Source organism: Rhodococcus sp. NPDC059234, from assembly GCF_042754225.1.
In the GTDB taxonomy this organism is placed as follows: domain Bacteria; phylum Actinomycetota; class Actinomycetes; order Mycobacteriales; family Mycobacteriaceae; genus Rhodococcus_G.
In genome coordinates this window covers 1-7979 of sequence record NZ_JBHZAH010000171.1, presented here as the reverse complement: position 1 = coordinate 7979, position 7979 = coordinate 1, and the positions used below count along the sequence as shown (strand labels likewise).

7 protein-coding genes are annotated in these 7979 nt (G+C 70.2%); 4 read left to right on the top strand and 3 right to left on the bottom strand.

Translation table 11 applies throughout. From position 1 onward, the window contains the following. Positions 1-36 precede the first annotated feature (36 nt). Positions 37-1581 (bottom strand): FAD-binding protein, encoded by a 1545-nt coding sequence (locus ACFXGJ_RS23305; RefSeq protein ID WP_378625493.1) that lies wholly within the window; start codon positions 1579-1581, stop codon positions 37-39. Positions 1582-1706: 125 nt separating this feature from the next. Between ACFXGJ_RS23305 and ACFXGJ_RS23300 the strand changes: the two genes are divergently transcribed. The 3 genes from ACFXGJ_RS23300 to ACFXGJ_RS23290 all read left to right on the top strand — a co-directional run bounded on the left by ACFXGJ_RS23300 (position 1707) and on the right by ACFXGJ_RS23290 (position 3906). Further along, a complete protein-coding gene (locus tag ACFXGJ_RS23300; RefSeq protein WP_378625491.1) occupies positions 1707-2084 on the top strand; it encodes a DUF3054 domain-containing protein in 378 nt (125 codons plus the stop codon). Positions 2085-2158: 74 nt separating this feature from the next. Then, positions 2159-3628: a peptide MFS transporter gene (locus ACFXGJ_RS23295; protein ID WP_378625488.1), complete on the top strand. Its 1470-nt coding sequence runs from the start codon at positions 2159-2161 to the stop codon at positions 3626-3628. 101 nt (positions 3629-3729) lie between these two features. Further along, entirely contained in the window at positions 3730-3906 is a 177-nt protein-coding gene (locus ACFXGJ_RS23290) for a hypothetical protein (protein ID WP_378625486.1), read from the top strand. A gap of 79 nt (positions 3907-3985) precedes the next feature. Here ACFXGJ_RS23290 and ACFXGJ_RS23285 read toward each other — a convergent pair whose 3' ends face one another. Beyond that, positions 3986-5266: a trypsin-like serine peptidase gene (locus tag ACFXGJ_RS23285; RefSeq protein WP_378625482.1), complete on the bottom strand. Its 1281-nt coding sequence runs from the start codon at positions 5264-5266 to the stop codon at positions 3986-3988. Between the two features lie 164 nt (positions 5267-5430). Then, positions 5431-7293, bottom strand: coding sequence for a penicillin-binding transpeptidase domain-containing protein (locus tag ACFXGJ_RS23280; RefSeq protein WP_378625496.1), 1863 nt, complete (start codon positions 7291-7293; stop codon positions 5431-5433). A gap of 150 nt (positions 7294-7443) precedes the next feature. Here ACFXGJ_RS23280 and ACFXGJ_RS23275 point away from each other — a divergent pair. After that, the coding region (locus ACFXGJ_RS23275) for a hypothetical protein (protein WP_378625480.1) at positions 7444-7979 on the top strand (536 nt) is incomplete at its 3' end.

Below are 7979 nucleotides of genomic sequence, written 5' to 3'. Positions count from 1 at the left end.
GGACGGTCGTGGTGGGCGCGTTGTTCGTGCGTCTGCCTAGCTGCCGGCCGCCATGTCCAGCACGGCGAGGTGGCTGAACAGCATGCTGGTGCCGATCGGGTTACCGCCACCGGGGTAGACGGTGCCGGACGGCGCGGCCATGGTGTTGCCCGCCGCGTAGAGGCCGGCGATCGGGCTGCCGGACGCGTCGAGAACCTGCCCCGTGACTCCGGTGCGCAACCCGCCCTTGGTGCCGAGGTCCGAGATGCCGAACGCGGCCGCGTGGAACGGGCCCTGGTCGATGGTGACCAGCGGCGGCTCGCCGCCCGAGAACGCGCGGTCGTAAGCCTCGTCGCCGCGACCGAAGTCCGGGTCGACGCCGTCGGCGACGAACCCGTTGAACCGGGCGACGGTCTCGGCCAGGTTCGCGGCCGGCACGCCGATCTTCTCGGCGAGCTCCTCGAGGGTGTCGGCGCTGTGCCACAGACCGGCCGCCTGGTACTTCTCGGCCTCGACCATGGAGACGTTGGTGGCCTTGACCGGCGGCACCTCGCCCTCCTTGTTGTCGTAGACCATCCAGTACGGAAGGGTCGCCGTGCCGTCCTGCATCTGAGCGATGATGTCGCGGCCGAGCCGGTCGTAAGGCGCGGACTCGTTGACGAACCGCTTGCCGTCCTGGTTGACGAAGATGCCGCCGGTGAACCACAGCGCGAACGCGGACCGTCCGTCCGGATGGGTCATGCCCGGCGACCACCAGGCCTCGCCCATCAGGTCGGTATCGGCGCCTGCGGCGATGCCGGCCAGGTGCGCCTTGCCGAGGTTGGCCCACGGACCCATGGTGTCGCGGGCCTCGCCCGGGACGCCGTACTTCTGCCGCAGTTCGTCGTTGCCCTCGAAGCCACCGGCCGCGAGCAGCACCCCCTTGCGGGCACGGATCGCGGTGCGCTCACCGTCGCGCTCGACGATTCCGCCGACGACGGCGCCGTCCTCGACCACCAGCTCGACGATCGCCGTGTTCAGCTCGAGGCTCGCGTTCGGGTACTTCTCGATCGCCTTGAGGAACCGGGCGATCAGCGCGCGACCACCGATGAAGTAGTCGTCGGGCGCGGGGGTGCCGAGCCGGTCGGTGTCGAGCGGTCCGCGCACCACCTCGCGCAGCTCGGGGGCCTCCGAGACCGGCAGCACCGACGGCATGATGTGCCGCTGGCCGTCGAGGCGGGCCTTGGGCGCCTTGCCGAAGTAGTCCGGCCAGGGCAGCATCTCGAACTTCAGGTTCTCGTCCCGCTCGAGGTACTCGATCAGCGGGGCGCCGCCCAGGACGTAGGCGTCCTGCAGCTCGCGCGGGGTGCGGTCTCCGACGACGGCGTGGTAGTACTCGAGCGCGTCCTCGATGGTGTCGTCGGTGCCGGCGCGCTCGAGCACCGGGTTGACCGGGAACCACACGCCGCCGCCGCCCGAGTACGCCGTGGTGCCGCCGAACTTGTCGGTCGCCTCGACCAGGATCACCGACAGTCCCTCACGGGCCGCGGTGTAGGCGCCGGTGACGCCGCCGCCGCCCGAACCCACCACTAGGACGTCACATTCTTCATCCCACTGCGTCATGCCCACTGCCTCCTGGAGGTCTGTTCGATCGGAAGTATCCGCCACACGCTAGGTTCGTCCGGCACTTCGGTGGACCGTTCGTCCCGCCCAGAGGGACGGGACTCGACAGGCATACCCTGGTCGGCGTGAAGAAGGTGCTCCCCGTCCTGGTCGTCGACATCGTGCTCGTCGTCGTGTTCTGCGCGATCGGCCGCCGCAGCCACGACGAGGCCAACGCCCTCGCGGGTCTGGCCAGCACCGCCTGGCCGTTCCTCGGCGGCCTGGCCATCGGGTGGGCGGCGAACGAGGCGCTGTATCGGAACAAGTCCGTGCCCGCCTCGGTGTTCCCGGCCGGGGTGATCATCTGGGTCTGCACCGTCGCGGGCGGGATGGTCCTGCGGGTGATCGGCGGCCAGGGCACCGCGTTCAGCTTCATCGTTGTAGCCACCTGCGTGCTGGCCCTGTTCCTGCTGGGCTGGCGGGCGGTCTACGCCCTCGTGCGCAAGCGGTCCACCGCGCACTGACCGCGCCGCGGTCCCCCGGCTGACGACGTCGTTTCGATTGGGCATGAGCCCGGCCGGCGTGGGACAGTTTTCCGATGAGCGAACTCGACTCGCCACCCCGGAACCCCCAGTCCGACCACGGGTTCTTCGGTCAGCCGTTCGCGCTGGCCAACCTGTTCGGCGTCGAGATGTGGGAGCGGTTCTCCTTCTACGGGATGCAAGGCATCCTCATCTACTACCTGTACTACTCGGCCGCCGACGGCGGGCTCGGCATCTCCCAGGTCGCCGCGACCAGCATCGTCGGCGCGTACGGCGGCACGGTGTACCTGTCCACCATCCTCGGCGGCTGGGTTGCGGACCGGATACTGGGATCCGAACGCACGCTTTTCTACAGCGCCGTCCTGATCATGTGCGGGCACATCGCTCTCGCGGCGATTCCGGGGCTCGCCGGCGTCGGCGTCGGACTGATCGCGATCGCCGTCGGCAGCGGCGGCCTCAAGGCGAACGCCACCTCCCTCGTCGGCGACCTGTACGCCGAGAACGACGACCGTCGCGACGCGGGATTCTCCATCTTCTACATGGGCATCAACCTGGGCGCCCTGATCGGCCCGCTGCTCACCGGGTGGGCACAGAAGAACTGGGGATTCCACGCCGGCTTCGCGCTCGCCGCGATCGGCATGGCACTCGGACTGATCCAGTACACCGTCGGCCGCAAGCGTCTCGCCGACATCGGTCAGCGGCCGCTGAACCCGATGCCGCACTCGCAGCGGCTGCGGTTCGCGGCCGTCGGCCTCGTCGCCCTGCTCGCGGTCCTCGCGCTCTGCCTGACCGGCGTGATCACCACCGGCAACCTGTCCGACGTCGTCGTGGGCCTGACCGTCGCCGCGTCGGTCGTCTACTTCCTGGTGATCCTGACCAGCAAGAAGATCACCAGCACCGAGCGCAGCCGCGTCATCGCGTTCATCCCGATGTTCCTGGCCAGCGCCGCCTTCTGGTCGCTGTTCCAGCAGCAGTTCACGGTGGTCGCGATCTACGCCGACAAGCGGCTGGACCGCAATCTGTTCGGCTGGGACTTCCCCGCATCGTGGGTGCAGTCCATCAACCCGGTGTTCATCATCGTCTTCGCCGGTGTCTTCGCGACGATCTGGACGAAACTCGGCCCACGCCAGCCGTCCTCACCGCTGAAGTTCGCGGCCGGCACGATCATCATGGGTCTGGCGTTTCTGGCGTTCCTGCCGTTCTCCGGCGGCGGACCCAACAGTGCGTCGCTGCTGGGTCTGATGTTCATCCTGCTGCTGTTCACCCTCGCCGAACTGTTCCTCTCGCCGGTGGGCCTGTCACTGTCGACGAAGCTGGCGCCCAAAGCTTTCCACACGCAGATGGTGGCGCTGTTCTTCCTGTCGGTGGCGCTGGGATCGTCGATGGCCGGCACCCTGGCCAAGTACTACGACGAGAACAACGAGGCCCCGTACTTCACCTGGATCGGCGCGGCGTCCATCACGGTGGGCGTGGTGATGGTGCTGCTGTCCCCGTGGATCAGCCGGATGATGCGCGGCGTGCACTGAGCGACGCCCTTGTACGGCACCTGGCCGCGGGCGGACGATGGTAGGGAGCCACGACAGAGACGGCTCGACCGCAATTCATCCCTCTCCAAGGTGTGAGCACCATGTCCGCCACGATCACAAGAACCCTCGCTGCTACCGCCGTCGCGCTCGCGATCGGCGTAGCCGCGGCCCCCGTCGCCGCCGCCAGTGCGGCCCCGGCCACCACGCCCGCATGGGGCTCGGTGAGCCTGTGCTTCAGCGTCCCGGTCGGGTCCGCCGCGCTCGTCTGGTGCATCTGAGCCGGTCCGGCAGTAGCCACCTTCAGCCACGACACGGCCTCGGGTTCGGATCTGGTCCGTTCCCGAGGCAGTCGACGTGTCAGTTCGGCGCGACCTGAGTCTGGGCGAGGTCGTAGACGGCCTTCTCCTGGTCCACGAAGTGGGTGGCCGACATGTACGGACGGGCGCTGTTCATGTTGGCGAGGACGGTCTCCACGACCGGGAGCCCGCCGTCGGCGTTGACGAAGTGGGAGGTGACGGCGACCTGGATGCCGGTACCGGTGGCCGGGTCGTACTGCTCGAGCCACGGCCCGCCGCTTGCGCCGGGGCTGATGGCCGCGGGCAGCACGTCGAGGTACCTACTGGCGATGCCCGTTGTCTGCCCGGAGCTGACCTTGAGGGTGCGGCCGTCGAAGGAGCGCTGGAGTTCGGACGGCACCCCGTTTCGATTGGCCGCACCCGTGCGGGTCGGGACGCCGTTCACGATCGGCGGCGCGTACCAGCTCTTGACGTTGTCGACGGGGTAGCCGAAGCCGGTCAGCGTCTTGCCCTGGGGCAGGTTGAAGCCGACCTGCTGGCCGCCGGTGACCTGCTGGATCGGCCGGCTGTCGGTGGGGCTGTCGACCAGGAACGCGGCCATGTCGTGCCCGGGGCCTTCACCGAACTGACTGGGGTCGACAGACCATCCGTTGGTGATCCAGTGCCGGGTCACCCCCCACACGCCGTAGGGCGCGATGTCGGTGCCGGGCATCGTGGTCCCACCGTCGCTGCCGGGGACGTGGCGGGCCAGAGCGGCACCGTCGAAGCCCGGGATGAAGACCGCACCGACCGTCTGCGTCGTCTCGATCCCCGTGCCGAAGTCCCAGTTGGAGGAGTCCATCAGGAAGCAGTGGGCAGCGGTGAGCACGACGCTCTGGTTGGCACTGCTGACGACGTTCGCCGAGCAGCTGGTCAGAAGATAGTCGCTGCTTCTCGGCTTGGTGCGCTTGAGGAACAACTTCCCGGCGGTCTTGCGGATCTGGCCGGATCCCGTGACGGTGGCGCTGAGGGCGTCGCCTCCAGCCGTCGGCTCGACGATGACGTCGCTGCCCTGGCCGTCGAGCCCCCCGGCGGGATCGTCGTCGCTGAGACCGCCGAGCGCGAGACGGTCGACGGTCCAAAAATTGACCGCCGCCTGCAACTCCGCGGCGTAGCCGCTGCCTGCGGCGACCATGGGCGACAGCTCGTGGGGCGTCGTGCTGACTGCGCTCGCGGACCCGGACCCGGACCCGGTCTCGGCGCTCACGGACCCGGTCTGTGCGCTCGCGAGCGGGGAGGTGGCGAGCAGGGCCGCCGCCGTGGTCACTGCAACAGCCCAGCTGACGCCCGTCAATGTGCGCATCTTCCCCAAAACCCCCAAAATGAACGTGAATGACTTGGTGAAGATACGGCACTCGGGGTCGTGCGGTCTCGGATATCGGGCGATGGGTCAGGCCCAGTTCGCCGGTGCTGCCCCGGCTTTCGCCGACGAAGCGGACGCCGAGAGCGGCAGGTACGGAATCGGGGTCACCGCGGGAGTTGGGCCTGGATCGGCCGCAGGAACCGTCCCGCCGCGTCGACCGCGGGGGCGGAACTGTTCGCTCCGGCGACGAACACCGCGAACGCGACGTCGCCGTCGATGCCGACGAACCACCCGTGCGCGCTGGTGTTGTCGCCGAACTCCGCGGTGCCGGTCTTGCCGCGCAGGTCGGGTATGTCCGCGAGCTGAGTCGCGGTGCCGGCGGTCACCGTCTCGCGCATCATCGTGCGCAACTGCTCGGTGACGGCGGCCGGCGCGGGCGCGGGGGTCGTGTTGGCCACCCCCGGTTTCCCGGCGACCAGTTCGGGCACCGGGGCGACCCCGCGCGCGATCGACGCCGCGACCATCGCCATCCCGAACGGGGAGGCGGTGACCTGCCCCTGCCCGATCGCGGACTCGACGCGCTGGGCCGGGGAATCCGCGGTGGGCACGCTGCCGGTGACGGTGGTCAGTCCGGGCGTCACGTAGTCCACGCCCAGCCCGAACTGGAGGGCGGCGTCGCGCAGGGCTGCGGGTGGCATGCCGACGGCGAGCTGACCCATGGTGGTGTTGCAGGAGCGCGCGAACGCGGTGTGCAGCGGCACCGAGCCGAGATCGAACTTGTCGTCGTTGGGGATGGTGCGGCCCTCGATGTTCGCCGTGCCGGGGCACGGCAGCACCGTGTCCGGCGTGACCGAACCCTGCTGCAGCGCAGCGGAGGTGGTGACCGTCTTGAAGGTCGATCCGGGCGGGTACAGGCCAGTCAGGGCGATCGGCCCCTGCGCGTTGGCGGGTTCGTTCTGCGCGACGGCCAGCACCGCGCCGGTGGACGGGCGGATCGCGACGATCGCGGCCTGCTCCGGCAGCGACGCGATCGCGGCCTGCGCGGCAGACTGCACCGCCGGGTCGAGTGTGCTCGCGATGTCGGGGGCGGCGGTCCCGTCGCGCCCGACGACCTTGTCCGCGGACCCGTCGGCGTGCACCAGCTGCACCGCCCAGCCGGCGGTGGCGTCCTGGCCCTGCTGCCACAGCTCGCGCAGCCCGTCGAGCGCCGGTGACGCGGCGGCCTTGTCGACGGTGAGCAACCGGGTCTGCTTGACGAGGGTGACCCCGGGGACGGCGGCAAGCCGTTCCGCGATTGGCGCGAGGTCCGCGTCGCGGAGCGTGATCGCCGTGACGGTCTTGCCCTGCGCCCCCGCGATGTCCGACTGCAGCGATGCGGCGGTGACGGTCGGCGCCACGGGGGTGAGCAGCGGCGCGAGCGCACCGGCGGTGGCGGCCGGGTCGGGGGTCTTGGCCGGGTCGATGTTCACCAGCGTGACGGTCTGCTCGGCCATCAGCGGTGAGCCGTTGTCGGCCAGCACCTTCGGGGACCCGCCGGACAGGGTGGTGTAGCGCAGCGTGGTGTCCGCGGCCAGTCCCGGCGCGAGCAGTTGGGGGTTCCACGGGATCTTGCCGCCGTCGGCGACCGCCTGTCCGCCGCCGGTGGTGGTGTAGGTCCACGTCTCGGGCGGCGGCGTGGCGGGCGCAGTGGTGGCGGCCGTGGTGGGGGCACCGGCGGGCATGGTCGGCGCCGTCGGCGCGGCGCCGAGGGTCCAGTTCGCGGCGATCTCGAACGTGCCCCGGTCGCTGTCGGTGGAGGCGACCGTGAACGTGGCGTCCTGCGGCGCGAGCCCGTCGAACATCTGCCCGATGGCGGCGGTCGCCGCGGCCGGGTCGGAGGTCAGCGCGGCCGCGGCCTGCGCGTTGCGCTGGGTGAGCGCGTCGGCGAACTGCTGCGCCGCCGTCTCCGTCGCCGTCGGTCCGCTACTGCACCCCGCGGTCACCGCGACCAGCCCCGAGACCGCGACGACCGCCACACCCAGCTTCATACGCATGGCCTCGAGACTATGCGGCTTCGCCGCAGTGGTGCGGTTACGGAGGCCCTGCACTCCAGAACCACACCACTGCGCCGTGGCGCCTCCCGGACGACAGGCGTAGCGTTGTAATCAAGTAATCACTGCAATCACGAGGTGATGACGATGGGAAACACAGGACACGGCGGGCGCCGATTCGGCAGGCCCGGCGGATGGCAGCAGGCGCAGGCTCCCGACGCCTCCGACGCGGCAGAGTGGTTCGCCGGCCGACTGCCCGACGACTGGTTCACCGGGCCCGCGACGGTGGAGGTGGACCGGGAGGAGATCGTGGTGACGGGCGAACTGCCTGCACCCGAGGACGGGTCGACCGCCGCGATCGACGGCCGGATCTCCCGGTTCCGGGAGAGCACCCGGCCCGACCGGATGCGGATCGCCGACGAGGCCGAGGCCCGGTACGGCCGCAAGGTGGCGTGGGGCGTGACCGTCGGCGAGCAGCACGTGCTGTTCACCCACCTCGCGGTCCCGGTGATGACCCGGCTGCGTCAGCCCGAACGCAAGGTGCTCGACACGCTGGTCGACGCGGGGGTGGCCCGGTCCCGCGCGGACGCGCTGGCCTGGACGGTGAAGCTGGCCGGTCAGCACGCCGAGGAGTGGCTCGCGGAACTGCGCGAGGCCATGAGCAAGGTGGACGACCTGCGCAC